Annotated in this window: 26 protein-coding genes, 1 tRNA gene and 1 other RNA gene; 21 read left to right on the forward strand and 7 right to left on the reverse strand. The window is 66.9% G+C overall.

Translation table 11 applies throughout. The annotated features are described in order from the left end of the window. Positions 1-580 precede the first annotated feature (580 nt). From AC1DNG_RS00005 to AC1DNG_RS00040, 8 genes are all read left to right on the forward strand, one after another. Complete coding sequence (locus AC1DNG_RS00005; RefSeq protein WP_018773429.1) at positions 581-1000, forward strand: DUF3052 domain-containing protein; 420 nt, start codon at positions 581-583, stop codon at positions 998-1000. A gap of 41 nt (positions 1001-1041) precedes the next feature. Continuing rightward, a complete protein-coding gene (locus tag AC1DNG_RS00010) occupies positions 1042-1524 on the forward strand; it encodes a peroxiredoxin (RefSeq protein WP_476849018.1) in 483 nt (160 codons plus the stop codon). Between the two features lie 4 nt (positions 1525-1528). Beyond that, a complete protein-coding gene (locus tag AC1DNG_RS00015) occupies positions 1529-2461 on the forward strand; it encodes an NAD-dependent protein deacetylase (protein WP_476858289.1) in 933 nt (310 codons plus the stop codon). Between the two features lie 90 nt (positions 2462-2551). Continuing rightward, positions 2552-2627, forward strand: a tRNA-Val gene (locus AC1DNG_RS00020). Between the two features lie 114 nt (positions 2628-2741). Then, positions 2742-3032, forward strand: coding sequence for a hypothetical protein (locus AC1DNG_RS00025; protein ID WP_026266430.1), 291 nt, complete (start codon positions 2742-2744; stop codon positions 3030-3032). A gap of 247 nt (positions 3033-3279) precedes the next feature. Continuing rightward, positions 3280-4110: a fumarylacetoacetate hydrolase family protein gene (locus tag AC1DNG_RS00030; RefSeq protein ID WP_476886328.1), complete on the forward strand. Its 831-nt coding sequence runs from the start codon at positions 3280-3282 to the stop codon at positions 4108-4110. Positions 4111-4276: 166 nt separating this feature from the next. Continuing rightward, on the forward strand, positions 4277-5074 hold the full coding sequence (locus AC1DNG_RS00035; protein WP_476886329.1) for an IclR family transcriptional regulator: 798 nt from the start codon (positions 4277-4279) through the stop codon (positions 5072-5074). Positions 5075-5328: 254 nt separating this feature from the next. Continuing rightward, a complete protein-coding gene (locus AC1DNG_RS00040) occupies positions 5329-6588 on the forward strand; it encodes an MFS transporter (protein WP_476886657.1) in 1260 nt (419 codons plus the stop codon). Between the two features lie 262 nt (positions 6589-6850). On the opposite strand, the gene AC1DNG_RS00045 is transcribed toward AC1DNG_RS00040, so the two are convergent. Beyond that, positions 6851-7915, reverse strand: a complete 1065-nt coding sequence (locus AC1DNG_RS00045; RefSeq protein WP_476886330.1) for a D-2-hydroxyacid dehydrogenase — start codon at positions 7913-7915, stop codon at positions 6851-6853. 64 nt (positions 7916-7979) lie between these two features. On the opposite strand from AC1DNG_RS00045, the gene AC1DNG_RS00050 reads away from it, so the two are divergent. The 3 genes from AC1DNG_RS00050 to AC1DNG_RS00060 are packed head-to-tail and all read left to right on the forward strand — an operon-like array spanning position 7980 to position 10780. Continuing rightward, positions 7980-8942, forward strand: a complete 963-nt coding sequence (locus AC1DNG_RS00050) for an NAD(P)-dependent oxidoreductase (RefSeq protein WP_476886658.1) — start codon at positions 7980-7982, stop codon at positions 8940-8942. A gap of 3 nt (positions 8943-8945) precedes the next feature. Further along, positions 8946-9716, forward strand: coding sequence for an SDR family oxidoreductase (locus AC1DNG_RS00055; protein WP_476856940.1), 771 nt, complete (start codon positions 8946-8948; stop codon positions 9714-9716). Continuing rightward, a complete protein-coding gene (locus tag AC1DNG_RS00060; RefSeq protein ID WP_476886331.1) occupies positions 9716-10780 on the forward strand; it encodes an L-idonate 5-dehydrogenase in 1065 nt (354 codons plus the stop codon). Before AC1DNG_RS00055 ends, AC1DNG_RS00060 begins: the two co-directional genes overlap by 1 nt. Positions 10781-10818: 38 nt before the next feature. Here the strand turns inward: AC1DNG_RS00060 and AC1DNG_RS00065 are convergent, their stop codons facing one another. Then, on the reverse strand, positions 10819-11547 hold the full coding sequence (locus AC1DNG_RS00065) for a FadR/GntR family transcriptional regulator (RefSeq protein WP_028277812.1): 729 nt from the start codon (positions 11545-11547) through the stop codon (positions 10819-10821). Positions 11548-11823: 276 nt separating this feature from the next. Here AC1DNG_RS00065 and gndA point away from each other — a divergent pair, with 276 nt between their 5' ends. Together gndA and AC1DNG_RS00075 are read left to right on the forward strand one after the other, a co-directional pair. Beyond that, the gene (gene gndA / locus AC1DNG_RS00070) at positions 11824-13260 is read left to right on the forward strand and encodes an NADP-dependent phosphogluconate dehydrogenase (RefSeq protein WP_018773415.1); all 1437 of its coding nucleotides are present in this window, start codon (positions 11824-11826) and stop codon (positions 13258-13260) included. A gap of 115 nt (positions 13261-13375) precedes the next feature. After that, the gene (locus tag AC1DNG_RS00075) at positions 13376-14218 is read left to right on the forward strand and encodes an oxidoreductase (RefSeq protein ID WP_476848983.1); all 843 of its coding nucleotides are present in this window, start codon (positions 13376-13378) and stop codon (positions 14216-14218) included. Positions 14219-14263: 45 nt separating this feature from the next. Here AC1DNG_RS00075 and epsC read toward each other — a convergent pair whose 3' ends face one another. The 3 genes from epsC to msrA all read right to left on the reverse strand — a co-directional run bounded on the left by epsC (position 14264) and on the right by msrA (position 16408). Further along, on the reverse strand, positions 14264-14848 hold the full coding sequence (gene epsC, locus AC1DNG_RS00080; RefSeq protein ID WP_018773413.1) for a serine O-acetyltransferase EpsC: 585 nt from the start codon (positions 14846-14848) through the stop codon (positions 14264-14266). A gap of 34 nt (positions 14849-14882) precedes the next feature. Further along, entirely contained in the window at positions 14883-15818 is a 936-nt protein-coding gene (gene cysK / locus AC1DNG_RS00085) for a cysteine synthase A (RefSeq protein WP_459385078.1), read from the reverse strand. A gap of 65 nt (positions 15819-15883) precedes the next feature. Then, positions 15884-16408 (reverse strand): peptide-methionine (S)-S-oxide reductase MsrA, encoded by a 525-nt coding sequence (msrA, locus tag AC1DNG_RS00090; RefSeq protein ID WP_476886332.1) that lies wholly within the window; start codon positions 16406-16408, stop codon positions 15884-15886. 99 nt (positions 16409-16507) lie between these two features. On the opposite strand from msrA, the gene AC1DNG_RS00095 reads away from it, so the two are divergent. Together AC1DNG_RS00095 and AC1DNG_RS00100 are read left to right on the forward strand one after the other, a co-directional pair. Next, entirely contained in the window at positions 16508-17431 is a 924-nt protein-coding gene (locus tag AC1DNG_RS00095; protein WP_476848985.1) for a Nif3-like dinuclear metal center hexameric protein, read from the forward strand. 123 nt (positions 17432-17554) lie between these two features. Beyond that, positions 17555-18292: a zinc ribbon domain-containing protein gene (locus tag AC1DNG_RS00100; protein ID WP_476873709.1), complete on the forward strand. Its 738-nt coding sequence runs from the start codon at positions 17555-17557 to the stop codon at positions 18290-18292. A 7-nt stretch (positions 18293-18299) separates the two neighbouring features. Here AC1DNG_RS00100 and AC1DNG_RS00105 read toward each other — a convergent pair whose 3' ends face one another. Continuing rightward, positions 18300-19064, reverse strand: coding sequence for a YaaA family protein (locus tag AC1DNG_RS00105; RefSeq protein WP_476886333.1), 765 nt, complete (start codon positions 19062-19064; stop codon positions 18300-18302). 62 nt (positions 19065-19126) lie between these two features. Continuing rightward, complete coding sequence (locus AC1DNG_RS00110) at positions 19127-19987, reverse strand: slipin family protein (RefSeq protein ID WP_476858300.1); 861 nt, start codon at positions 19985-19987, stop codon at positions 19127-19129. Between the two features lie 112 nt (positions 19988-20099). On the opposite strand from AC1DNG_RS00110, the gene rnpB reads away from it, so the two are divergent. The 6 genes from rnpB to ppk2 all read left to right on the forward strand — a co-directional run bounded on the left by rnpB (position 20100) and on the right by ppk2 (position 26216). Further along, positions 20100-20493: RNase P RNA component class A (rnpB, locus tag AC1DNG_RS00115), an RNA gene on the forward strand. A 148-nt stretch (positions 20494-20641) separates the two neighbouring features. Then, entirely contained in the window at positions 20642-22309 is a 1668-nt protein-coding gene (locus tag AC1DNG_RS00120; RefSeq protein WP_476856934.1) for a GMC family oxidoreductase, read from the forward strand. A 229-nt stretch (positions 22310-22538) separates the two neighbouring features. Next, positions 22539-24029, forward strand: coding sequence for a glyceraldehyde-3-phosphate dehydrogenase (locus AC1DNG_RS00125; RefSeq protein ID WP_476858301.1), 1491 nt, complete (start codon positions 22539-22541; stop codon positions 24027-24029). Between the two features lie 88 nt (positions 24030-24117). Continuing rightward, the gene (locus AC1DNG_RS00130) at positions 24118-24327 is read left to right on the forward strand and encodes a hypothetical protein (protein ID WP_018773403.1); all 210 of its coding nucleotides are present in this window, start codon (positions 24118-24120) and stop codon (positions 24325-24327) included. 109 nt (positions 24328-24436) lie between these two features. After that, positions 24437-25234, forward strand: a complete 798-nt coding sequence (locus tag AC1DNG_RS00135) for an HNH endonuclease family protein (protein WP_476886334.1) — start codon at positions 24437-24439, stop codon at positions 25232-25234. 109 nt (positions 25235-25343) lie between these two features. Further along, complete coding sequence (gene ppk2 / locus AC1DNG_RS00140) at positions 25344-26216, forward strand: polyphosphate kinase 2 (protein ID WP_476886335.1); 873 nt, start codon at positions 25344-25346, stop codon at positions 26214-26216. The last annotated feature ends 20 nt before the right edge of the window (positions 26217-26236 follow it).

The following is a 26236-nucleotide window of genomic DNA, read 5'->3' on the forward strand; positions in this document are numbered from 1 at the left end:
AATGTACTGGGCACGTTCGGTGCCTTGTTCCTGAATCAGGGTATCCAGGGACTCCAGCCATTCGGCGGTCTCTTCCGGATCACGATCAGGCAGCTGGTTTGTCAACCCGCTGAGGATATGGGAGGTATCTTCTCCTGCAGCCACGTCCAACCTCTCTTTGAGCGCATCTATCGGCACCCTCAGCTCCGGGCAGGGTGACTGCCTGGCGTGAACGCGACGTGTGCGACATATCGGTTACATCAGCCCGGTCGTATGCGCCGGGCAAGGTCCAATCACGGTACGCCTGCCTGTATTAGCCGGGCGGTTGCCCGCGCAGGCGTAGTCGTCATCAGCCACTCTAGCCGTGCGGGCTGATGGATGCGTAGCCGCCCTATGGACCCGTCCCCGTATTTCACGGGCATACTGGTTGTGTGACGAAGCGCTGCCCCGCAGCCTCCGGATCGGCCTGTGTGACGCAGAATATGGCGGATCGCGGTACCAACAGCTTGAAGCGAGAGCCCAAAGGGTGTTGGCTTGGAGTAATGGAAATCACTAGTGCCATTGAAAACATGAAGCAATTCAAAAAGCATAGGAGCAACACGTGAGCGAGGCCGACGCCGCCACTTCGGTAAATGTGGCGGAGAAACTGGGTTTCAAAGACGGGGACCTGATTCAGGAATTCGGTTATGACGACGATGTCGACTTCGACTTGCGGGACGATATCGAAGATCTCACGGGCTCTGAGCTTCTCGATGAGGACGATCACGAGGTGGTCGATGCCGCCATTCTCTGGTGGCGGGCAGGTGACGGAGACCTTGTGGACACGCTGGTCGATTCGCTGACCACTCTCACCGAGGGCGGCGTTGTCTGGGTCCTGACTCCCAAGTCCGGCCGGGACGGCTACGTCTCGCCCGCGGACATCCAGGATGCCGCGCCCACCGCAGGGCTCCACTACACCACCTCCGCCGGCGTCTCGAAGGACTGGAGCGCCACCCGGTTGGTCACGCGGAAGAACAAGTGACCCAAGCGGTCCAGCACGAGGCCTCCGGGCCGGGCTCCGCCGTGAGCCCCGTTCCCGGTGCCGTTCCCGGCGTCGGCGATGCCGCGCCGGATTTCGAGCTCGCCAATCAATTCGGCGAACCGGTGCGCCTCTCAGACTTCCGCGGCCGCAACGTCGCCATAGTCTTCTACCCGTTTGCCTTCTCCGGGATCTGCACCGGGGAACTGTGCGAAATCCGGGACAACCTGGCACTGTTCGAGGATGCCGACGCCGCCGTGCTGGCAGTCTCGGTGGACAGCAAATTCGCCCAGCGTGCCTATGCCGAAAAGGAAGGCTACGGCTTCGATCTGCTGGCAGACTTCTGGCCGCACGGGGCCGTGGCCTCGGCTTACGGCGTGTTCGACCCTGATAGCGGCATGGCGCTGCGCGGCACCTTCATCATCGACGCGGCGGGAATCGTCCGCTACGTCGTGGTGAATCCGCGCGGCCAGGCCCGGGACTTCGCCGAATACCGGGCGGCCCTCGCGGGACTCGGCGGGAGCTGATCCGGTGAGGCAGCGGCGGCCAGGAATCGGCATGACCGGGTTTGCCAGCCTCCCGCCGGTCACGGCCGCCGGGAGCGCCGCGGAACTCCAGCGCACCGAGCTGGAGGCCCTGCAGGACATCCACGGCCTCCTGTCCGGGGAGCAGTTCGCCGTGCTGACGGGTGCCGGCCTGAGTACGGATTCAGGCATCCCGGACTACCGCGGGCCCGGCGCCGCACCGCGGACCCCCATGACCTACCAGGAATTCATCGGCGAGCCGGGAAACCGGCAGCGCTACTGGGCCCGCAACCACATCGGCTGGTCACATCTGCGCAGGGCGGATCCGAACGATGGCCATGCCGCTGTAGCCCGGCTGGAGCAGCGGGGGCTTCTCACCGGCCTCATCACCCAAAACGTGGACCGGCTCCACGAGGACGCCGGCAGCGTCAACGTCGTGGACCTGCACGGCCGGTTCGACCGGGTAGTGTGCCTGGACTGCCACCGGCGGTTCAGCCGCCGGATGCTGGCCGGTGTCCTGGAAGAACTCAACCCCGGGTTCCTGGAACGGGCGCAGGCGGCCGGGGTGGTTGAAATGGCACCGGACGCCGATGCCGCCGTCGAGGACGCCGAACTGATTGGATCGTTCATCGTCGCCCGCTGTCCGGCCTGCGGCGGCACCCTGAAACCGGACTTCGTGTACTTCGGGGAAAACGTGCCCAAGGACCGGGTGGAGCGCTCGTATGCCATGGTCGACGCCGCCCGGGCGCTCCTGGTGGCCGGCTCGTCGCTGACCGTGATGAGCGGCCTGCGTTTTGTCCGCCACGCGGCGAAGCAGGGCAAAGCCGTGGTCATTATCAACAGGGGACCGACCCGCGGCGACGGCCTCGCCACCATCAAGCTGGAGGCAGGCGTCAGCGGGGCCTTGACCTGGCTCGCCGCCGAGCTGCCGCCCCTGTAGCGACGGCCGGGCCGATTGGCGCTTGGCCGGTGACATCCGGTACAGTAGCTGTTCGTTGGTTGAAGCGCTGAGGCGCGGAAACCGCGGTTTGGGTCTTTAGCTCAGCTGGTAGAGCGCCACGTTTACACCGTGGATGTCATCGGTTCGATCCCGGTAGGACCCACCACAGAAAACCCCGTCTTTCCGGACCACACGGTCCGGAAGGGCGGGGTTTTGTGCGTCCCGGCGGGGGATGCTGCACGCCCCGAAAATGTCAGGGCTTCGCCCTACTGTGACGGGCATGGAACACGTGATGGTGAAAACAGGCCCGGACGGGCGGCCACTGGCGGTAGTGCGCGGGGGCAGGGAATGGTTGATCGGCGCCGAGCCCGTGCGTTGGTTCGAGCGGGTCAGCTGGTGGGAGGCCGAGCGCCGGATGCCCAAGGGCCTGAGCCGCGTGGATGTCGAGGTCTGGCAGGTCCAGGCGAGGCTCGGCCGCAACCGCGGATCTGCCCTGACCACCATGGAACTGATCCGGGACGGCCTCGGTGGGGGCTGGCGGCTGCGGGGGGCCGTTGCGGACGCCGCGTAGGCCGCCTGCGCGGGCAACAATCGCCCGGCCCGGCCCGCTCAAAAGGGGACCCCGGACCCTGGTATCACCCGGGCATTGGAAAAGCCTTCCACCGCGACTATTGGGGGATGCCGCGGTGGAAGGCTTGTAATGAATATACCGTGAACGCTTGGAAATGTGAAACACCGGCGGCGTTTCTGCGCGCCAGAATTACGCCAGTCGATGGCCTAATCGCGGGCCCCGGGAGTCCGCCGCCTAGGATGTTTTCATGACCGCCACGAGTGCCCGCCGAATCGCCAGAGTCCGCCCGCTTTCCCCGGCTGCCGGGGGAGAATACTTCTTCGTCGCCAACGACGCAGCGGACTTTGGCAGTGCGGCGGGCAGGGTGTGGACGGTGACACCCTCTCCGTTCCCGGGTTCTGCCGCCAATGCCGGCAGCCTGCCCCGCAGTGGTTGGGAGGTCGGCGCGACAGTGGAGGAAGCGTCGTTCACGTTCCTCGCGCCCTGTGTCCCGGCCAACGTCCTGGGCATGGCGCACAATACCGGTGCCGCCGGTCGCGGGCTTCCGCCGCAGGCCTTCCACAAGGCGTCCACCAGCGTGGTCGGCCCGGGGGACGCGGTTGAACTTCGGCCGGGCGTGGGCCGCGTCGAGCCGGAGGCCGAACTGACCCTCGTGATCGGGAGCAGCGCCCGCGGACTGACGCCCGGCAACGCCATGGGCGCGGTTCTGGGCTACACCATAGGAAATGACGTCTCCGCCAGGAACCTGCAGGAATCCGATCAGCTGTGGATCAGCGCCAAGAGCCAGGACACCTTCACGCCCGTGGGGCCCTGGATCGTCACGGACCTGAACGGCGACGACCTGGCGATCGGCATCAAACACAACGGTCAGGAACTCAAGGCAGCCAGCTCCGCCGACCTTGGCTGGAAGGTCGAGGAAATCCTCGCCTATCTCACATCCTTCATGACCCTTCACCCGGGTGACCTGGTGCTGACGGGATTCCCCGCCGAGTGTGCGCCGATCGTCCCCGGCGACACCGTCACGTGCCACATTGCCGGCATCGGCGAGCTGACGAACCCCGTGGTGTCTGCCGCCTAAGGGGCCGGCGGTCCCCGACGAGGCCCGCCGACGGGAAGCAATGGATGCGCGGGCCCTGCCGGTCCCGGTTCAGGGCGCCAGACATTATGATGGTTAGTGTTCAGCTGACTGGACGGCATTCGAACGAGTGGCGCGGCGACTTGCGCGCGATACCTGAAGGAGAATCATGGCCGATTCCCGAGTTTCCCGACCCTCCGACGGATTGGGGAGCGCGTCACCCGCGCCGGCTGTCACCCGTGCCGCCGCCGTGCTGGAAGCCCTGGCGGCATCCGCGACCGGACGCCTCACGCTCAGTGATCTGTCCCGGGAACTGGGAATCCCGAAGTCCTCCACCTCCAACCTCCTGCTCGCGCTCGAGGAGGCGAGGCTGATCAGCCGCCAGGGCGCGGAGTTCACCCTCGGTCGGAAGTTGGTTGAGCTCGGTGCTGCCTACCTCAGCCGCCTCGACGAGGTCCAGGAGTTCTACCGCTTCTGTGAACAGGCCCCGACGCTCTCGGGAGAGACGGTCCGGATCGCCATGCTGGACGGAACAAATGTCATCTACCTGGCCCGCTACGAAGGGCACCCGGCGGTGCGCCTGACGTCCAATATTGGCGACAAGATGCCCGCGTCCCTCTGTGCCGTGGGCAAGGCCCTGATCGCGCGGCTGCATGACCACGACGTCGACGAGATGTTTCCCGACGACGCCACTCTTCCGGTCCTGACGCCGAAGTCGCTGCGCACGGGTGCCGAGCTCAAGGCGCAGCTCACGCTCATCCGGGAGCAGGGCTATGCGTTCGAGGACGAGGAATCCACCACCGGCGTCGTGTGCCTGGCCGTCGCCGTCCCGACCCGGGGCGCACACGGGCCCAGCCTCGGCCTGTCGGTCACCGCGCTGAAGGCCACTTACTCGCAGGAGCAGGGCGCCCTGATGGTGAAGGAACTCCAGGACCTCGCCCGGTCCCTCGGCAATCCCATGGGCTAGGGGCCAGCGCCGCTGGGCGTTTCGGGACGCCCCGGAATAAATCTGATTATTCATTGGCTAGCCGATCACTATGCTGTACTCTGTTCAGCATAGTGATCGACTCCTTGGGGTTGCTCACACCCACCAGACCAACGGGGGTCTGGAGTGTTCTTGAGGGAGTGCTTGTGACAACTAGTACTAATACACCGCTCGCTGAAGCGGACGGCGCCGTCGTCGATCCGGAACAGCTGCGACGGGCAACGCTTGCCAGCTCTGTGGGCTCCGCGCTGGAGTACTACGACTTCTACATCTACGGGCTGGCCTCCGCCCTGATCTTCGGCCCGCTGTTTTTCAAGCCGCTCGGCGAGGACGGGGCCCTGATTGCATCCTTCGCCACGTACGGTGTGGGCTTCGCGGCCCGGCCCTTCGGCGGGATGGTCTTCGGCTATATCGGCGACCGGTTCGGCCGCAAGATGGTCCTGATCCTCACCATCGGCCTGATGGGGACCGCCAGCTTCGCCATCGGCCTGCTGCCGACGTACGAACAGGCCGGCATGCTCGGCGCCGTTCTTCTGGTGACGCTGCGCATCCTGCAGGGACTGGGGGCCGGCGCTGAACAGGCGGGCGCCACCACGCTCATTTCCGAAGTCGCGCCGCGCCGCCGTCGTGGCTTCTTCGCGTCGCTCCCGTTCGTCGGCATCCAGCTGGGGACCCTGCTCGGCGCCGGAACGTTCGCGCTCATTGCCATGGCAGACAAGGCCGTCCTGGAGGGCTGGCTGTGGCGGGTGCCCTTCCTGGCCAGCGTGCTCCTGGTTGTGGTGGCCATCTTCATTCGGCTCCGGCTGAAGGAAACGCCCGTCTTCCAGGAACTGGAAAAGCACAAGAGCGTGGTCAAGAACCCCATCGGCCAGCTGTGGAAGCACTCGAAGAAGAACGTGCTGATCGGCATCGGCCTGCGGATGGGCGAAAACGGCAATTCCTCGATCTACTCCGCGCTGCTCATCGCGTTCCTGGCGGCCAAGGACGGCGTTTTTCCCGGCGACAAGTTCATCGGTCCGGTCGGCCTGCTCATCGCCGCGGGCTTCGCGGCCGTCATGGTGATCACCTTCGGTGCGCTGTCCGACAGGTTCGGCCGGGTGCCCGTCTACCGCTACGGCGCGCTGTTTCAGGCGCTCATCGCGCTGCCGGCGTTCTACCTGGTGACGCTGGGCAATGTCACGCTGGTCTGGATTGTCATGGTGGTCGGCATCGCCCTCGGCGTTCAGTCCATGCTCGGCCCGCAGTGCCCGCTGCTGCCTGAACTCTTCGGATCGCAGTACCGCTTCACCGGCGTGGCCATGAGCCGGGAGCTCTCCGCCGTCCTGGCCGGCGGCCTGGTCCCGCTGGTCGGCGCCGCGCTGCTGGCCGCCACGGACCATTCCTGGCTGGTGCTCGCCATCTACTCGCTGGTCCTGGCGCTGATCTCGTTCGTCACCACCTTCTTCACGCCCGAGACGGTGGGACGCGACCTTCTCCTGACGGAGGATGCGCGCTAGGCGGGATCCGGGCTCCAGACCCTCCGTCCGCGCCGCACAGGCCGTGGCCCCTTCCACCCAGGAAGGGGCCACGGCCGTTTCTGCGCCACGGAAAGCGCCCGGCGACGCGCACTATGCGCGTCGCCGGGCGGATCCCGCGGTGCAGGCACGGTCCGGCGTCGCTGGGCGGAACCTTCCTCGCCCAACGCTAAGGGCGGCCCAACCGTTTCCGGTGGGCCGCCCTGTGTGCGCTGCGGCGCTGGTGCAGTGCAAAAGAGTGGACTCAGTAGAAGTGCACCGTGTCCACCAGGTGGGGGAGTTCGCCGCCGTCGAGGTAGGTCCGCAGGTTGCTGCAGAAGCGTTCGGTGATCAGCCGGTTTTCGGCGGCACTGAGCGCCGAGGTGTGCGGGGACACCATCACCCTGGGGTGGTTCCACAGCGGGCTGTCCCGCGGCAGTGGCTCCACGGCGAAGACATCGAGGCAGGCATAGGAGACCTGGCCGTTGCCCAGGGCCTCCAGAAGCGCCTCTTCATCGACCACGGTGCCGCGGCCCACGTTGACGAAGACTGTTCCGGGCTTCATGGCGGCGAAGACGTCGCGGCTGAAGAGCTTCTCGGTGTACGGCGTGCCGGGCAGGGTATTGACGACGGCGTCTGCGGTGCCCAGCAGGCCGGCGAGGCCGTCGTTGTCCGTGACCGTCTCGATCCCGTCGATGGCCTCCACGGTCCGCTTGGTCCCGCTGACGCTCATGCCCAGGGCGCGGGCGATCCGTGCGGTCTCGAGCCCGATCTCGCCGAGCCCGGTGACCACCAGGCGGGAGCCGTTGACCAGGCGGGTGGGGGTGCGGAGCTCGGGCCAGAGCTTGGCCGCCTGGTCCTGGGCCAGCTCGGCGCTGCGCTTGAAGCCGTTGAGGATGCCCAGGGCGGCGAACTCGGCGAGCGGCAGGGCGTGCACCCCGGCCGAGGTGGTGACCCTGAACTTCTGCAGCGTCGCGGCGTCCAGCCCCGATGCCTTTACGGCACCGCCGGCGCCGGCCGCCATGGCATGGATCCACTCAAGCCGGGGATTGCTGCCGGCGATCCGGGCGAGGCCTGCCGGGCTTTCGTTGGGGAGCCCGTACAGGACCTGGGCCTTGTTGAGCATGTCCCAGTAGCGCTCTTCCTGCTCCGGCGTCCGGCGGAAGTCCGGGTCACCCGCATGGTCGGCGGGAAAACGTTCCGGCGGCAGGAGCTCGGGGTCGTAGAGGACGGTCACGGACGGATCTACGGCGCGGATGCGGTCCACCAGCTCTGCTTCGAGTGGGACGGCGATCGCGACGGTGGTTTTGGTCGTCATAGTGTTCATCATACTGAATGGAGGCTAGGATGCTGAACAGAATTCCAAGATTAACCACGACGAAGTGAGGCAACGCATGGAGATGGACCGCAGGGAGGCCGGGTTCGTCGGCCTCGGCCTGATGGGCGCGCCGATGGCCGCCAACCTCCTCGCGGCAGGATGGACCGTCACGGCCTGGAACCGTTCGCCGGCGGCGCTGGACGCCTTCGAGACCCTGGGCGGCTCGCGCGTGGCCAGGGTCGAGGCGCTCCGCGACCAGCCCGTCATTGTCTTCATGCTGCCGGATCTGTCCGACATTGAGGATGCGAGTGCCGCGCTCCTGGCCGGCTGGACCGCCAGCCCGCCCGCGCCCGGAACCGCCGTCGTTGTGATGAGCAGCGTGTCGCCGGCCGGCGTGCGGTACTTCGGGGCACGGGTCGCGGAGGCGAGCGGGGGCAACGCCGTCGTCGTCGATGCGCCGGTCAGCGGCGGCACCAAAGGCGCGGCGGACGGAACCCTCGCCATCATGGCGGGCGCCAGCGACAGCGACTTCCGCCGGCTCCTGCCGCTCTTTGGCGCGATGGGCAGCACCGTGCGGCGGCTGGGACCGATGGGATCGGGGTCGCTCGCCAAGGCGTGCAACCAGCTGATCGTGGGAACCACGACGGCGGCGCTCGCCGAGGCCGCGGAGCTCGCCGAACGCTCCGGCATGGAGGTGCCCGCCCTTTACGAGGTGCTCGCGGGCGGACTCGCGGGCAGCCGGGTCCTGGACATCGTGGGGCCACGGCTCGCCGCCAGGGACTACGAGCCCACCGGGCCCGCCAAGTTCATGCACAAGGACCTCTCCTTCGTGCTCGAGAGCGCCGCGGCCGCGGGTGCCGCAGTGCCGATGGCGGCCGCCGGCGCCGAGCTCTACGCTGCCCTGCTGCGCCAGGGGCTGGGGGACCGGGACCTCGCCGTCGTGCGGCAAACCATCGCCAATCTCAGCGACAACGCACGTGACAACCCCAGCGACAAGCCAACAGCCAACACAGCAGCAAAGACCAATGAGGATCAGTGAACCATGAGTGGACTTTTTGACCTGACCGGGCGTGTGGCCCTGGTGACCGGTTCGAGCCGGGGGATCGGCAACGCCCTGGCCCGGGCCCTGGCCGACGCCGGCGCCACCGTGGTGCTCAACGGCATCAACCCCGAGCGGCTCAAGGCCGCCGAGGCCGCGATGGCCGCGGACTACGCGCCGGGCCGGGTGCACAGCTGCGCCTTCGACGTCACCAGCGACACCGGGGCCGCCCGGGGCATCGCCTGGGTGGAGGAGAACGTCGGCCCGCTGGACATCCTGGTCAACAACGCCGGCATCCAGCACCGGGTCCCGATGCTCGAGCTCGACGTGGTCGACTGGGAACGGGTGATCTCCACGGACCTGACCAGCGCGTTCCTGGTGGGGCGGGAAGCGGCCCGGCACATGATCCCTCGGGGCCGGGGCAAGATCATCAACATCTGCTCGGTCCAGACCGACCTCGCCCGGCCCACCATCGCGCCCTACATCGCGGCGAAGGGCGGCCTGCGGAACCTGACCCGGGCCATGACCGCGGAATGGGCCGCCTCGGGCCTGCAGATCAACGGGATCGCGCCGGGCTACATCCACACCGAGATGACGCAAAACCTCGTCGACGATGAGCAGTTCAACGCCTGGATCCTGGGCCGGACCCCCGCGCACCGCTGGGGGACCGTGCAGGACCTGGCCGGACCCGCCGTGTGGCTGGCCTCCGACGGGTCCGACTTCGTCAACGGCCAGACCATCTTCATCGACGGCGGAATGACGGTGGTGGTCTGATGGGCGGCGTGGCAGCACTTCCGGCCACGGCCGCGGCGGTGGTGGCCCACGCCGCGGGCGACCTGCGGATCGAGGACATCCCCGTGCCCGCGCCGGCGCCCGGTGAAGCCGTCATCGACGTGGCCTTCGGCGGCATCTGCGGCTCCGACCTGCACTACTGGCTGCACGGCGCCGCGGGAGAATCCGTCCTCAAGGCTCCCATGGTCCTGGGCCACGAGATCGTAGGGACCGTGATCCGCGCCGCCGCTGACGGCTCCGGGCCGGGGCCCGGCACGGCCGTCGCGGTGCATCCCGCCACGCCGGGCCCGGGCGGCGCCCGGTACCCGGCCGAGCGTCCGAATCTGTCGCCGGGCTGCACGTATCTGGGCAGCGCCGCACAATTTCCGCACGCGGACGGAGCGTTCAGCCGGTATGTGAACCTGCCGGCCCGGATGCTCCGGCCGCTGCCGGCGGGGCTGGACCTGCGGACCGCGGCCCTTGCGGAACCGGCCAGCGTCGCCTGGCACGCCGTGTCGCGCGCCGGGGACGTCGCGGGAAAGACGGCGCTGGTGATTGGCAGCGGTCCTATCGGGGCCCTGGCCGTGGCCGTGCTCAAACGCGCCGGCGCCGGCCGGATCGTGGCCGTGGACATGCACGAGCGGCCGCTGGAGATAGCCCGTGCTGTGGGGGCCGACGCGGTCCTCAAGGGGGACGACGCCGGGGCGATCGCCGCGGTTGAGGCGGACGTCGTCATCGAGTCCTCGGGCAGCCACCGGGGCCTGGCCTCGGCGATCACGGGCGCGGTCCGTGGCGGCAGGGTGGTGATGGTGGGGCTGCTGCCATCGGGCCCGCAGCCGGTCCTGATCTCCCTGGCCATTACGCGCGAGCTGGAGCTGGTGGGCTCCTTCCGCTTCAATGACGAAATCGATGAGGTCATAGCGGCGCTCGCCGACGGCTCTCTGCGGGTGGACCCCGTGGTGACCCACACCTTTGGCCTGGACCGCGGACTGGAAGCGTTCGAGGTCGCCAGGAACGCGGCTGTTTCGGGGAAGGTGCTGCTGGACTTCAGGCGGGCCCCTGGGTGAGGAGCGCCGCCGTCGGGCCCGGGACGGCCAGTGGCGGGTTAGTGGCGCTCGACCGGGACAAACACCCGCGGCTGGTTCTTCCAGCTCGGCTCCATCTCCGAGATGGTCTCGCGCATGATCCGGTTCGAGGCCTCGCGGGCGGCGGCGGCATCCCCGGCGGCGATGGCCTCGGCGACCTCCACGTGCCAGCGCAGCGCCGTCTCGCGCGGGTGGTCCGGCATCAGGCCGTGGATGGTGCGGCCGGTCAGCGTCTCGGTCACCTGGCCCACCATGTTGGCGAACATCTCGTTGCCCGAGCCGGTCAGCAGCAGGGAATGGAACAGGATGTCCAGCTCGAGGAACCGGGGCACGTCCCCGGCCTGCCCGGCGTCGCGCATGGCGTGCGAGATCTCCACGAGTTCGCGGCGGAGCTCCTCGGGGGCGTTGGCCGCGGCCAGTTCGGCGGCCACCGGCTCGACGGCGGTGCGGAGTTCGGCCAGGGAGCGCAGCTGGGCGCCGCGGCCTTCGCCGGCCAGCCGCCAGCGGATCACGAGCGGGTCGAAGGGGTTCCACCGGTTCGAGGGCAGCACCCGGATGCCGACGCGTTTGATGGTCTCCACCAGGCCCAGGGACTGGAGGACCCGGACCGCCTCCCGGACCACCGAGCGGGAGACCTTGAGTTCGTCCTCAAGGTGCTCGGCAAGCATGACGTGCCCGGCCGGAAGCTCGCCGGCCACGATCCGGGTCCCGAGGTGCTCAATGGCACGGTGGTGGAGGCTGGTTGACATAGTCGTAAGCATAATGCGGTGGGCCCGGTCCGGGCCGACCGGAGGGGCGGACGCCGGTGATCATAGACTGTTTATGACGCGCAGCATTCCGCTCCGTGGGCGCGGCTTTCCCGCGGCCCGCGGAAATACATATGGTTTAAGGACAGCCACAATCCTCAAGAGTGGGTTCCGCCCTCCGCGGCGCAACCTGCCGAGTCCTAGATGAACGTCTGAGACGAATCGCCGTACACGTGGTCTACAGAAATCATCGTGTACAAAAATGAATTGGAGTTTTTGATGTCAGCACACATCGGTGTTACCGGCCTCGCGGTGATGGGGGCCAACCTCGCACGCAACCTGGCCCGGAACGGCTTCACCGTTGCCCTGCACAACCGGTCCGTGGAAAAGACAGACACCCTGCTAGCCAAGTATGGCGATGAGGGTGACTTCGTCCGCACCGAGACCCTCCAGGAACTCGTTGATTCGCTGGAGAAGCCGCGCCGCGTGCTGATCATGGTCAAGGCCGGCAAGCCGGTCGACTCCGTGATCGAGCAGCTCGAGCCGCTGCTGGAAGCGGGCGACATCATCATCGACGCCGGCAACTCGCACTACGAGGACACCCGCCGCCGCGAGGCTGCGCTCGCCAAGAAGGACCTGCACTTCGTCGGCATCGGTGTCTCCGGTGGCGAGGAGGGTGCCCTCAACGGCCCCTCAATCATGCCGGGCGGTTCCAAGGAGTCCTACGACGCTCTCGGCCCGCTGCTGGAAAAGATCGCCGCGCACGTGGACGGCCAGCCCTGCTGCGCCTGGATCGGCACCGACGGCGCCGGCCACTTCGTCAAGATGGTCCACAACGGCATCGAATACGCCGACATGCAGGTCATCGGCGAGGCCTTCGACCTCCTGCGCTCCGGCGCCGGGATCGAACCGGCCGAGCAGGCCAAGATCTTCGAAGAGTGGAACAAGGGCGACCTCGCCTCCTTCCTGATCGAAATCTCCGCCGAGGTCCTCGGCCACGTCGATGCGAAGACCGGCAAGCCGTTCGTCGACGTCGTGGTGGATGCCGCCGGCCAGAAGGGCACCGGCCGCTGGACGGTCATCTCCGCCCTTGAGCTCGGCTCCCCGACGTCGGGCATCGCCGAGTCCGTCTTCGCCCGTGCCCTGTCCTCCCAGGCCGAGCAGCGCGTGCTGGCACAGGAGCTGCTGGCCGGCGGCGAGGCCGCCGTCGAGGTCCCCGAGAGCTTTGTCGAGGACGTCCGCCAGGCGCTCTACGCCTCCAAGCTGGTCTCCTACGCCCAGGGACTGGACATGCTCACCTCCGCGGCCAAGGAATACGGCTGGGACCTGAAGCTGGATGAAATCGCCTCGCTGTGGCGCGGCGGCTGCATCATCCGTGCGGAACTGCTCAAGGAGATCACCAAGGCCTACGCCGCCGCGGAGAAGCCGGCCAACCTGCTCTTCGCCCCGGCGTTCACCAAGGCGATCGCCGAAGTCCTCCCGGCCTGGCGCCGGGTGGTGTCCACCGCGGTGCAGCTCGGCATCCCGGTGCCGGTGTTCTCCTCCTCGCTGGCCTACTACGACGGCCTGCGCCGCAAGCGCCTGCCGGCCGCCGTCATCCAGGGCCAGCGCGACCTCTTCGGGGCGCACACCTACGGCCGCGTCGACGCCGAGGGCACGTTCCACACCCTCTGGGGCGAGGACAAGTCCGAGATCGAGGCAGTCGACACCCACTGACCCACCCCGTTCCGACGCGACGGCCGGCACTTTCCAGATACGCTGGGAGGCGCCGGCCGTCCGTGTTTCCGCACCGCTCCGACCCCAGGAGTTCAGCGCCCAAGGAGTTCAACTCATGCCCCAGCCCGTAGCGTTTGTCACCGGTGCCTCCACCGGCATCGGCTTCGAAACCGCGAAAAAGCTTGCCTCGGCCGGCTTCACCGTCTATGCCGGGGCCCGCCGGGTGGAGCTGATGGAGCCGCTGAAGGCATCCGGGGTCAAGGTGGTTGCACTGGACGTGACCGATGAGGCCTCGATGAGCGCCGCCGTCGGGGACGTGCTGGCCGCGCACGGCCGGATCGACGTCCTGGTCAACAACGCCGGCTACGGGACGTACGGTTCGCTCGAGGAGGTCGAACTGGCTGAGGGCCGGCGGCAGTTCGACGTGAACGTCTTCGGCCTGGCGCGCATGACGCAGCTCGTGATCCCCGCCATGCGGGCCGCCCGTGCGGGCAGGATCATCAACATCTCATCGATCGGCGGCAAGATGTACGAGCCGTTGGGCGCCTGGTACCACGCGACCAAGTTCGCCGTGGAGGGCCTGAGCGATTCGCTGCGGCTCGAGCTCAAGCCGCACGGTATTGATGTGGCCGTCATCGAGCCGGCCGGGACGCAGTCCGAGTGGGGCGCCATTGCGGCGCAGGGGCTGCTGGCCAGCTCCGGAAACGGCCCTTATGCGGCCCAGGCCAAGGTGGTGGCGGCGGCGCTGGGCACCACGGACAACCCCGCAACGTCGTCGCGGCCCGAGCTCGTGGCCGAGGCGATCCTGCACGCAGCGACCGCCCGGCGGCCCAGGACCCGCTACCCGGTGGGTGCCAGCGCCCGCGGGATCCTGCTGCTGCGCCACCTGCTGCCGGACCGGGCGTTCGACGCCGTCCTGTGGAACATCTACAAGAGGTTCCCGGGTAGGGCTGCCTAGATACGGTTCCGCCCGGTTCCGCCGGGAGCCGGTCCAGAGCCCGGTCTAGATCCGGTATTCGATCAGGTACTCGGCCGGGTCGACGGCGGGCTTCGTCTCGCGCTGCGCGTCGCGGTGCCGCCAGGTGGCCGGCACGCCGGTGACGATTGATTCGGCCGGAGCGTCCTTGACCACCACGGCGTTGGCGCCGACGGCGCTGTCCCGGCCGATGGTGATGGGGCCCAGGATCTTGGCGCCCGCGCCGATCACCACACGGTCCTCGATGGTGGGGTGGCGTTTGATCTTGGCGAGCGAGCGGCCGCCGAGGGTCACGCCGTGGTAGATCATGACGTCCTCGCCGATCTCGGCCGTCTCGCCGATGACCACACCCATGCCGTGGTCGATGAAGAAGCGCCGGCCGATCGTCGCGCCGGGGTGGATCTCGATGCCGGTCAGGAACCGGGCGAGCTGGGAGATCAGCCGCGCCGGGAACCGCAGCGCCGGGTTTTGCCACAGCCGGTGCGTCAGGCGGTGGAACCAGATCGCGTGCAGGCCGGAATAGGCGAAGAAGTTCTCAAAAGAACCTCGAGCCGCCGGGTCGTGGGACCGGGCGGCGTCGAGGTCTTCCTTCAGTCTTGCGAAGAAGCTCACAAAGACCTTTCTGGGCAATCGTGGGTCAGCGGACTTAGCCGCGGATGTCGTCGTACAGCACGGTGGAGATGTAGCGCTCACCAAAGTCGCAAACCACAGCAACAATGAGTTTACCGGCGTTCTCCGGACGCTTGGCGAGCTCCAGGGCCGCCCAGACGATGGCGCCGGAGGAGATGCCGCCCAGGATGCCTTCCTTGATGCCGAGTTCGCGCGCCACCCGGACGGAATCTTCCAGCGTGGCGTCGATGACCTCGTCGTAGACGTTAGTGTCCAGGATGTCGGGGACGAAGTTCGCGCCGAGGCCCTGGATCTTGTGCGGGCCCGGGGCGCCGCCGTTGAGGATGGCGGAGTCCTTCGGCTCGACGGCCACGATCTGGACCTCCGGCTTGCGTTCCTTCAGGACCTGTCCGACGCCGGTGACGGTGCCGCCGGTGCCGACGCCGGCGACGAAGATGTCCACCTTGCCGTTGGTGTCGGCCCAGACTTCCTCGGCCGTCGTGCGGCGGTGGATCTCCGGGTTGGCCTCATTGGCGAACTGCTGGGCCCAGATGGAGTTCTCCGTGTTGGCCACGATCTCCTGGGCTTTCTCCACGGCGCCGCGCATGCCCTCGGAACCGGGGGTCAGGACAATCTCGGCGCCGTACGCGCGCAGCATGACCCGGCGCTCGGTGGACATGGTTTCCGGCATGGTCAGGATGACCTTGTAGCCGCGGGCCGCGCCCACCATGGCCAGCGCGATTCCGGTGTTGCCGGACGTGCCTTCGACGATGGTGCCGCCGGGCTTGAGTGCACCGGACTTCTCGGCGGCGTCAACAATCGCGACGCCGATCCGGTCCTTGACGCTGTTGGCCGGGTTGTAGAACTCCAGCTTGACGGCCACGGTGGCGTCAAGGCCTTCGGTCAGCCGGTTCAGACGGACCAGCGGAGTTCCGCCTACCAGCTGGGTTACATCGTCATAGATCGGTGCCATGTATGTATGCCTGTCTTTGAAGAGGGTTGACTGAGGTCAGCCTAACGAGCGCCTACAGGCCCTAGCTAAGCATTAAGCCATGCAGAGTAATATTTCCTCGCCTTGGCCAGCTTGGGGTTAATGATGACCTGGCAGTAGCCCTGCTCCGGGTATTTGGCGAAGTAGTCCTGGTGGATTTCCTCGGCCACATGGAACTGGGGCAGCCGGCTGACCTCGGTGACGATCGGGTGCCGCCACAGGGCCTGGTTCCGCTCGATCGCCTCCTCGAACAGGATCTTTTCCTCGGTGGTCTCGTAGAACATCGAGGAACGGTACTGGGTTCCGACGTCGTAGCCCTGCCGGTTCAGCGTCGTGGGGTCGTGGAGGGCGAAGAACATGTCCAGGATGACCTCGGCGGGAATGACGTCCTCGTCGAACGTCACTGCCACCACCTCGGCGTGGCCTGTGGTCCCGGAACACACAGAGTAGTAGTCGGGGCTGTGGTCATGGCCTCCGGTGTAGCCCGACACGACCGAGCTGACGCCCTTGGTTTTCTGGTAGACGGCGTCGAGGCACCAGAAGCAGCCTCCGCCGAGGACAAAAGTTCTCATGATCTCTTCAATGGTTCGAGGGCCCCGATGATTCCCCACCCACCTTACGAGAGTGTTACGAGTGACCGGGCCGCCCGCGGATAGGGTAAAAATGGGGGTATGGAACCTGTGAACACCGATGTTTCAGCGGAATCCGACCGCCCTGCTGCCGCCGTCGACGCCGGTACCGGCACCGGGGAGGACACCGGCGCCGCGACGCTGGGCCTGATCCAGCTGGCGGTGGAGGAGCTCTGGCCCGAATCCCTGGCCGAGGACTGGGACGAGGTGGGTCTGGTGGCCGGCCACCCGAACGCCGAGGTGCGCCGGGTCATGTTCGCGGTCGATCCGACAATTGACGTGATCGAGGAAGCGATCGACTTCGGTGCCGAGCTGCTCATCACGCACCATCCGCTGCTGCTCAAGGGCGTGACGTCCGTGGCCGCGAATACGGCCAAGGGCAAGGCCGTGCACCGCCTCATCGAGTCCGGGACCGCGCTGCTGACCGTGCACACCAACGGTGACTCCGCCGTCGGGGGCGTTTCCGACGTCCTGGCCGACGCGCTGGGCCTGCAGAACGTGGCCCCGCTGACGCCGGCCGCGAACGGGCTCCCCGAGGAAGGCATCGGCCGCGTCGGTGACCTCGACGAGGTCCTGACGCTGGGTGATTTCGCGGCCCGCGTGTACGGCATCCTGCCCTCGGTGGCCGGCGGCGTGCGTGTCTCGGGGGACCGGGACGGGCTGATCCGGCGGGTGGCTGTCTGCGGCGGCGCCGGCGATTCCCTCTTCGGCGAGGTGCGGGCGAGCAACGCGGACGTCTACGTCACGGCGGACCTGCGGCACCACCCGGCATCGGAGGCCCGGGAGGCGGCGGTCAACGACCGGCCGTACCTGATCGACGTTTCCCACTTCGCCAGCGAATGGCTGTGGCTGCCTGCGGCCGCCGAAGCGCTGGGCAATGTGCTCACCGACCAGGGCCACGACGTCGAGATCCGGGTCAGCACCACTAACAGCGACCCGTGGGACTTCATTCTGACTCCGGGCTAAGCCTGGCGTGCGAGGGGCCCCGGGTGAGCGTAGCGAGGCCGGGGAGTACGCTAGGCGCTAGAGTCTAAGGAGCGCCGGGACGGTGCCCGGCTTCGGCCGGATTGGATTTAGCGGAGGTAAATAGTGGCCAAGGCAGCACCGGCGGAACAGTTGAAGTTGCTCGAATTGCAGGGACTCGATGCCAAGCTCAAGTCCTTGTCCAACCGCCGGCGAAGCCTTGAAAGCGATTCCCGCATCACGGACCTGGAAGCCGCCCTCAGCGTGGCCAACGGTGAGCTCGGTGCCGCGAAGGTGGCCGTCCACGATGCTGAACTGGAGCTCAAACGCTCAGAGGCCGACGTCGAGCAGGTCGCCTCCCGGATCGAACGCGACGAGGCCAGGCTCAACAGCGGCACGGGGCTGTCCAAGGACCTCGTCGCCCTGCAGCGGGACCTCGTCTCCCTGAACAAGCGCCGCTCGGACCTCGAGGACGTGGAGCTCGAAGTCCTCGAACGGCTCGACTCGCTCCGCGCCCGCCAAGGGGCGCAGCAGCAGATTGTGGACGACATCCAGGGCTCCTTCGGCTCCATCCGTGCCGAGCTGGACGAGCAGCTGGCCGAGATCGCCGCCGAAGCCACGGTGGTGCGCGGGCAGCGTGCCGAGTTCGCCGCCGGACTCGACGCCGGAATGCTCGCCGTCTACGAGAAGACCCTGGCCAAGCGTGGCGTCGGCGCTGCCCGGCTCTTCCACGGCACCTCGGAAGGCTCCGGCATGCACCTGAGCCCGGGCGACCTGGCCGAGATCAAGGCCGCAGCCGAGGACGACATCGTGTTCTGCCCGGACTCCGGCTGCATCCTGGTGCGCTCGTCCGAGTGGGCCTAAGCGGTTCCTAGCCCGGCAGGATGATGTTCAGGGTGTGCGGCTTCCGGGCCGTGCCCTCAACGAGTTCGGCAACCCACTTCTCCGCCGCCGCCTTCTGCAGCTGTGCGGGGGTTTGGGGCACCTTGCCCCGGCGGCTGAGCAAATGCCGTGCCAGTTCGCCCCGGGTGTGCTTGGCAAAGTGGCTGACCACCTTGCGCACGCCGGCGGTCTCGGTGAAGACGTTCACGGCCACCGTCTGTTCCGGCGGGGGAGTCCAGGCCGCGGCGTAGGTGCTGGACCGGCAATCCACTAACAGCTCACCCGTAGTGGCCGCCGCCAGTGCGTCGTTCAGTTGAGGCTTCCAGAATGAGGCGAGCCGTCCGACGTCGGGCAGCGAAGTCCCCATCGACAGCCGGTAGGCGGGCACGCGGTCGGCGAAGCGGATGGCGCCCCACAGGGCGGAGACCACCAGCACCGATTCGTCGGCCTTCCTCCGCTGCGCCGGGGTCAGCGTGTTGTAGCCGAGGGCGTCAAAGAGCACCCCGGAATACACCTGGTGGGCCGGGGCGGCAGGTTCCGCGTGCAGCCGTGTATTGCGTTCGACGTCGGCGCTCAGTGAAGCGCCGACGCCCAGCAGCGCCAGCGCGTCCTCGTGGGCGCTGACGGTGCCGAGCGCCTCCAGGACCTTGGCGCGGGAGCTGTTGAGGGCGGGAAAGCTCAAGGCATCCCAGTCGGCGGCGTCCCCGCGCACAGCGGGAGTCTTGCCCTCGGAGGGCGGCAACAGAATTAGCACCGTACGATCCTACCGGCGGCGCCTGCCGTGGGTTCCGCGATAATTAGGTCTGGCGGTCGGGGCTACGCGGCCTTGATCGGTGGTGCCGGCGTCGTTGTCGGTGCCTCTGGCGTCGCCGTCGCCGTCATCGCCGTCATCGCCGTCTTGGCCACATGGTCCTCGCGTGCCAGGAAAGCGGCCAGTTCGGCGATGGTGCTCATCAGGGGCGCCGGGAAGACGACGGTTGAGTTCTTGTCCACCCCGATCTCCACAAGGGACTGAAGATTCCGCAACTGCAGGGCGACCGGGTGGGCCATCATCGTGTCAGATGCCGCGCCGAGCGCCACGGCGGCGATCGCCTCTCCTTCGGCCGAAATGATCTTGGCCCGCTTCTCCCTCTCGGCCTCCGCCTGCCGGGCCATCGCCCGCTTCATGCTCTCCGGGAGCTGGATGTCCTTGAGCTCGACGAGCGTCACTTCGACACCCCATTCCAGGGTCATCGCGTCCAGAATTATCCGAATGTCGCTGTTGATGCGCTCAGTCTCCGACAGCGTCTGGTCCAGGCTGTGGCGGCCGACCACTTTCCGCAGGGTGGTCTGGGCGATCTGGTTGATGGCCGCGGCCACGTCTTCGATCGCCACGACGGACTTCACGGAGTCGATCACCCGGTAGTACGCCACTGCCGAGATATCGACGCTGACGTTGTCCTGGGTGATGATGCCCTGTGACTGGATCGGCATTGTCACGATCCGCAGGCTCACAAGCTGAAGCCGGTCCACCACCGGGATGATGAACCGCAGGCCGGGCATCCGTACCGCGACCACCCGGCCCAGGCGGAACAGGACGCCCTGTTCGTACTGGCGCACAATCTTGATCGACATCTTGGCGAGAATAGCCACCAGGACGATGGCCAACAGCCAGATGATGATGGCGGTCCAGTTCATCGGGATCACTCTTCCTTGACTAGCAGGAACCCTGCTTAAATTCTCCCACCGGCAGCCCCGAAAGGCCGCGGTGCGGCTGTGCCGGCCGGGAGAACGTAGAATGGACAGCGGATGGGTTGACCAGGCGGCCGCGCGTCACGCAAGTGGCTCGAGGAACGTCCGGGCTCCGCAGAGCAGGGTGGTGGGTAACGCCCACTCGGGGTAACCCGCAGGCCAGTGCCACAGAGAACAGACCGCCTGCATGCGGCGTGTGCGTGCACAGGCCACAGGGCAGGTAAGGGTGAAACGGTGGTGTAAGAGACCACCAGCTTCCCGGGTGACCGGGAAGGCTAGGTAAACCCCACCCGGAGCAAGGCCAGACAGGACACGTTTGAGGGCTGCTCGCCCGAGTGTTCGGGTAGGCCGCTGGAGGGCGTCGGCAACGGCGTCCGTAGATGGATGGCCGCTACTCCCGCGCCGGCAACAGCGCGGGAACACAGAACCCGGCGTATCGGTCAACCCATCCACCCACTTGGCCCCGTCCGTTCCGCCGTGTGCCGCCTACCGGCGGCTGTGCACGCCAGCCCCGGATGCTTGACATCATGGCCGCGGAACTAACACACTTCAATCAACGCTTCAAGGAGCGGTAGCTTCGGCGATGGTTGAGGAGTCATAGTGCCGGACGATGCTGAGTACGACTATGTGATCGCCGGGGGTGGTACCGGCGGCAGCGTTCTGGCTGGCAGATTGAGTGAAGACCCCTCAGTCCGTGTGCTTCTGCTCGAGGCGGGCAGGTCCGACCGCCATCCCTTCATCCATATGCCCGCGGGCTTCCCGAGATTGAAGGGAGGACCGTACCAGTGGGCATATAGCAGTGTTCCGCAAAAGCACAGCAACGGCCGGAGCATCCCGCTCCCTCAAGGCCGCGGGCTTGGCGGCGGCGGGTCCATCAACTCCCAGGTCTTCACCCGGGGAGTGGCTGGGGACTACGACGGGTGGGCCGGGGACTATGGATGTGAGGGCTGGTCCGCCGCCGAGGTGTCCAAGTATTTCATTCGCTCGGAGTCAAACACCAGGCTCTCCGGACCCCACCATGGAACCACAGGGCCGCTCGGCGTCTCTGACCTCCGGCGTCCGCACACGCTCTCGGCGGCATTCGTGCAGGCGGGCCAGGAGTTCGGGCTGCCCTACAACAGCGATTTTAATGGGGCGAAGCAGTTGGGCGTTGGCTTCTACCAGACCACCACCAGGAATGGGCGCCGGTGCAGCGCAGCCGTCGCGTATCTGAAACCCGCGCGCAGGCGGCCCAATCTCACTGTCCGCGTCAACGTGACCGTCTCCAAGGTGGTCATCAAGAATGGCCGCGCCGTCGGCATCCAGGCGATTGAAGGCGGAGTCGCGCGAACCTACGGTGCCCGGCGCGAGGTGCTGATCGCCAGCGGCGCGTTTGGCTCGCCCAAGTTGCTGCAGCTTTCAGGCATCGGCGACCCGGCAGACCTTGCTGCCGCCGGCATCGACGTGATCCACGCCCTGCCCGGGGTCGGGAAGAACCTGCAGGACCACCTTGACCTGGACATCATTTACGAACTCACCGATGACCACAGCCTGGACCGGTTCAATCGGGTGCGCCCGGCGACAATGCTGGCGGGCCTCGAGTATCTGGCTTTCCGCTCGGGACCGTTCGCGTCCAACCTCGTCGAGGCCGGTGGCTTCAGCTACGCCAACACAGATGAGAAGACCCCGGACCTGCAGTTCCACTTCCTGCCCGCGGCGCGGTCGGAGCCGGGCATTGCGTCGCTGCGGCCCGGATTCGGGGCGACGCTCAACTCGTACTTCCTGCGCCCCCGCAGCCGGGGGACAGTTCGCGTCGCGTCCTCAGATCCCACAATGACACCGCTCATCGATCCGAATTTCCTGGCGGATGACTACGATCTGGAGATGACGATCGCCGGGGTGCAGCAGAGCCGGCAGATCATGGAGCAGTCATCGATGGCGGCGTTCATTCAGAAGGAGCACATCGGCGACGGCTCCCGGGTGGCAACCCGCGACCAGTACGTGAATTTCGTGCGCTCCTACGGGCGGACCTCGTACCACCCTGTCGGCACTTGCGCCATGGGTACCACCGATGATTCCGTTGTCTCCCCGCGGCTGAAGGTCCACGGGCTGGAGGGATTGCGGGTCGTTGACTCCTCGATCATGCCCCGGCTGGTCAGTGCCAACACCCAGGCACCCACCATCATGATCGCGGAAAAGGCCGTCGACATGATCCTTGAGGACGCAGCGGGGCTGACGCCCGGCGCGGATGGTTTTGCCGACTTCGACGTGGCCCCGGACAGTGTGTGAGTCAATTCACGCGCAACAGGCACCCGACCCTGCCTGGCCGCCCGTAGAATTGATGGTGAACGTAGAAGTTCTGCCGCCGGGTCTGCGTTCGCAGCCGGCGGTTTTTCTTTGCGCTCGATGAGGCGCCCGGGGTGGACCGAATCCCCGCCGGTGCCCGGTACCGGACACCCTCCGGCGGCCGACTTCCCCCTACGAGGACGTAGGGGGTGGATTCTAGGAAGGTAGTTCTGTGAGCCAGACGTCAGATTCTTGTCTTGATACGTGGATGGGCCGTGAGGCACTCGCCGAGGCGATGATCCCCGTGATCGGCCGGCTGTACCGCGAGAACAACGTGGTGACCTCCATCCACGGACGCAGCCTGATCAACAAGTCCACCATGAATATCCTCAAGGCCCACCGCTTCGCCCGCCGGATGAGCAAGGAAGAACTGCGCCTTGAGGAGACGGCCCCGCTGCTGGAGGCCCTGACCAAGCTGGACCTCGGCGCCGCGGCGATCGACATTGCCCGCCTCACCGAGAAATACCGCGCCGAGGGCGACGGCGCCAGCCTGGATGAGTTCCTCCGCGCCGAACTCGCCGAGGTTGTCGGCAAGCGCGGCGGCGACGACCGCACCAGCACCGATGTCGTCCTCTATGGCTTCGGCCGCATCGGCCGGCTCCTGGCCCGGCTCCTGATCGAAAAGGCAGGCGGCGGCCACGGCCTGCGCCTGCGTGCCATCGTGGTCCGCCGCGGTTCAGACAACGACCTCAGCAAGCGCGCGAGCCTGCTGCGCCGCGACTCCGTCCACGGCTCCTTCGAAGGCACCATCAAGGTTGACCTCGAAAACGACACCATCACGGCCAACGGCGTCCAGATCCAGGTCATCTACTCGGACAACCCCTCCACAGTGGACTACACCGCCTACGGCATCCACGATGCGCTCGTCGTGGACAACACGGGCCGCTGGCGCGACGCCGAGGGCCTGTCCCAGCACCTGTTGAGCAAGGGTGTTGCCCGCGTTCTCCTCACCGCACCGGGCAAGGGCGAGTTGAAGAACATCGTGCACGGAATCAACCACGGCACCATCGACGACTCGGACACGATCGTCTCGGCGGCGTCCTGCACCACGAACGCCATCACCCCTGTGCTTAAGGCGATCAACGACCGCTACGGCGTGGTGCACGGCCACGTGGAGACGGTCCACTCCTTCACGAACGACCAGAACCTGATCGACAACTTCCACAAGGGCGACCGCCGTGGACGCTCTGCCGCGCTGAACATGGTGATCACCGAGACCGGTGCCGCCAAGGCCGTGGCCAAGGCCCTGCCGGAACTGCTCGGCAAGCTCACGGGCAGCTCCATCCGCGTCCCCACCCCGGACGTCTCGCTGGCCATCCTGAACCTGAACCTGGAGAACGGCACCACCAAGGACGAGGTCAACGACTACCTGCGGGAAATGTCGCTGCACTCCGAGCTGCGCAAGCAGATCGATTACATCGATTCGCCCGAGGTTGTCTCCACGGACTTCGTCGGCTCACGCCGGGCAGGCATCGTCGACGGCCTGGCCACCATCTCCAACGAGAAGAATCTCGTCCTGTACGTCTGGTACGACAACGAGTTCGGCTACAGCTGCCAGGTGGTCCGCGTCATGGAGGAAATGGCCGGGGTCAACCCGCCGTCCTTCCCCGCCAAGGACGCTGCGTCCATCCTCGAGGCCGCAGGGCTGCCCGTCGAGGTCTAGTCAGGGCGAATGTCCCTGACCGGGACATGTTCCTCCTTTCCCGGCCGATGCACTGGAATCGGCCGGGAAAGGGAACCACAATGGAGCCATGGAACCGAACCCGGCTGTTGAACACGAGACCACCCTGGAACACGCGCTGGACGTCGCGCGGAGCAACGCGAAAGAAGCGAAGCGGCTGCTGGACGACGCCCTCGTCAAACGCCAGTCCGGTGAAGTCAACGACGACCGGGTGACCCAGCTCCAGGGCCTGCTGGATCTGGCCAACGAAGACCTGAAACGGGTCACGCGGGAGCAATAGGCCCCCGCGTTCCGCCACCGGTCCCCAACACTGTGGACAACCGCCCGAGTGGCATGGCGTCCGCATAGGCTCAGGGCGTGCAGCCAAAACGCCGCGAGCGGCCGCCCACATGACCGTCACCTGGATGGATTTCCGCCGCGCCCGCCGCCACTCCCGCCAGGCCTGGCTTCTCCTGGCCGCGGCCTGCCTGGCCGTCCTGGGCGGTCTGGTCTGGTTCTTCACGGCTGGCCAGTTTGCCGCCGCGGAGCCGCAAATCGCCGGCCCCCGCGAGGCCCCCGTCATTGCCCGAGGGTGGATGAACGCGGTGGACGCCGTCCGGGCCGTGCCGCAGGGAAGCGCTGCCGGCGTGCTCGACACCCTCGCGGTCAAGGGACGGTCGGCGAAGAACAACTATGACCGGGGCGCCTTCGGCCAGGCGTGGCTCGACGTCGACCGCAACGGCTGCGATACGCGCAACGACATCCTCCGCCGCGACCTGGCGGCCGCCGAATTCGTCAGTGGCTCCCGCTGCCAGGTGGCCGGCGGCACGTTCCAGGAACCGTACACCGGCCGCATGATCGTGTTCCGGCGCGGCGCCGAAACCAGTGCTGCGGTGCAGATCGACCACGTCGTGGCGCTGGGGGACGCGTGGCAAAAGGGCGCCCAGCAGCTCACCTCGCAGCAGCGTGAACACCTGGCCAACGATCCGCTCAACCTGATCGCCGTCGACGGTCCCGCCAACCAGGACAAAAGTGCCTCCGACGCCGCCACCTGGCTGCCGCCAAACAAGGCTTTCCGCTGCCACTACGTCGCCCGCCAAATTTCGGTTAAGGCGGCCTACCGGCTGTGGGTTACTGCGGCAGAGAAGGAGGCGATGAAACGGATCCTGGCCTCTTGCCCAGCGCAACTGACGATCGTGGCGCGCTGACGCGCCCGTCCCGGATTCCGGGCTGGAGGACCCTTGCAGCCGTTCTGATGCACGGCGAGAATGGGCGCGGCGGGACAAACCGCGCGCCCCAAATGCTGGAACGGAAACCATGGCACATCGCACGGACAAATCAGGCAAGGGGCACGCCGGCCGCAAGAAGGGCTCCGCACGGCGGCCGGTCCGGCTCGATGCCGGAATCTACGAGGCCGAACTTCTGCGGCTCCAGGCGGAACTGGTTGCCCTCCAGGAGTGGGTCCGGAGCACCGGGGCGCGGGTCCTCATCATCTTCGAGGGGCGGGATGCAGCCGGCAAGGGGAGTGCGATCAAGCGGGTCACCGAGTACCTGAATCCGCGGTTTGCCCGGATAGTCGCATTGCCGGCGCCGACTGAGCGCGAACGCGGTGAATGGTACTTCCAGCGCTATGTGGCGCATCTGCCGGCCGCCGGGGAAATCGTCCTGATGGACCGCTCCTGGTACAACCGCGCCGGCGTCGAACACGTGATGGGCTTTTGCACCCCGGCGGAGCACAAACGCTTCATGGCCCAGTGCCCGGTCTTTGAACGGCTCCTCATCCAGGACGGCATTCTGTTCTTCAAGTACTGGTTCTCGATCAGCCATGGGGAACAGGAGCGGCGGTTCAAATCCCGGATGGATGATCCCATGCGGCAATGGAAGCTCTCGCCGATGGACCGGGAGGCAATCCTGCGCTGGGAAGACTACTCAAGGGCCAAAGACGACATGTTCGTGCAGACAGACACCGCGGAATCTCCCTGGTACGTGGTGGAAGCCGAAGACAAACGCCGGGCAAGGATCAACCTCATCGCCCACCTGCTCTCCAGCATCGACTACACCGAAGTACGGACAGAACAGGTGACCTTGCCGGAGCGGCCGAAGGCCGTCAACTACACGCGCCCGCCGCGGGAACTGTTCCGCTACGTCCCGGACTTCGCGGCGAGCCTCGAAAAGCCGGCCAAGGACTGAGCAGGATCGATTGGCTCAGT

It is taken from the genome of Arthrobacter sp. 01T425, assembly GCF_056398725.1.